The following is a 1,190-nucleotide window of genomic DNA, read 5'->3' as shown; positions in this document are numbered from 1 at the left end:
GAAAACAGTTAAATAAATTGACTGATGATGATCAGTTAAGCTAATTTAAAAACGGCTCTACAAAATGATAAATCAGGTGATCAAAGCTGATGAGAATCGGTGATCAAAGTCATGAGAATACGCAGATGGAAGCTTAATATTTCCATTTATTGAAGAATTTAAAAATGATGATTTAGTTGTTGAGGAAGTTAACCGAATTCTTGCATCAGTGTTCCTAGGTGGGGTTTATGTTGAGTCAATCTCACCTTTAGATGTATCGAGAGGGAGTATGAATGTAACAGGCTACTTCCGCCACTCTTCAACTCACAGCAGTAACTCTGACTTTCACCATGCTATTGGTGAATGTGATGCAGGTTCATTAGCCTCTATCAGGTTACTAGATCCTGAAGTTTTGGAAGCTGAAAAGGTGATCTCAGCTTATAATTATGGGCATAAAGTTTTAGCTAAGCTGCCCACGTTATCACCGTCTCTTTTTATTGGTGCATTTACATATTATAAGAAGCATCAATTACGGGAAGCGCTAGCCCATGCATGGATTGGTGTAGAGCAAATACTGGAATTTATTTGGAAAGAAACAATTGTTGAAGATGCTAAGTCTGTAAATATACCTAAGAGGCGTAAATTTATTGAATCTCAACAATGGAACTCTGCACATAAAATTGAAATGCTGTATCAGCAAGGATTTATAAAAGAAGAGCTTTACTCATCCCTGAGTAAAGCAAGATTCGCTCGCAATGATTTCATTCACAAAGGTTTAACTCCTTCATATGAAGATTCTCATTTGGCGTTGATGTCCTTAATCATACTTATAGAGGTCGCTTCAAAAATAAATGAAGTTGATTTCAATCGCGCTAACTTAGAGCAACATTTGCCCGATAAATCAAATCGCTGTATGCCACAAACTTTTGTGCCTGAAAAAAGAAACAATGAAGCTCTCAATGTAAAGTATTGGCGGGAAATAAAAGTAATTCCAGGAGATAAGAACTGGGAAGGAGATTACGAGTCTTATCCCGATATTACATTATCACCAATTGAGGCAGGCGCAGAAGCGTGAAGCAGGCACATAATCGGGTAGCCGGAGGTCTCTAACCTCCAGCCCCCACACCACCCATCATGCGGGTCCGCAATGGGCGGTTCATCTCCCGTAATGAATATTGATCCAAATATCTCTTAATGACGCTAAACCTTGT

1 protein-coding gene is annotated in these 1,190 nt (G+C 38.7%); it reads left to right on the top strand.

Going from position 1 to position 1,190, the window contains the following annotated elements:
• Positions 1-268 precede the first annotated feature (268 nt).
• The gene (locus tag H5232_RS23305; protein WP_182831660.1) at positions 269-1,054 is read left to right on the top strand and encodes a hypothetical protein; all 786 of its coding nucleotides are present in this window, start codon (positions 269-271) and stop codon (positions 1,052-1,054) included.
• Positions 1,055-1,190 lie beyond the last annotated feature (136 nt).

Source organism: Pseudoalteromonas sp. SG41-5, from assembly GCF_014164495.1.
In the GTDB taxonomy this organism is placed as follows: domain Bacteria; phylum Pseudomonadota; class Gammaproteobacteria; order Enterobacterales; family Alteromonadaceae; genus Pseudoalteromonas; species Pseudoalteromonas rhizosphaerae.
This window is presented reverse-complemented; position numbering and strand designations above follow the sequence as displayed.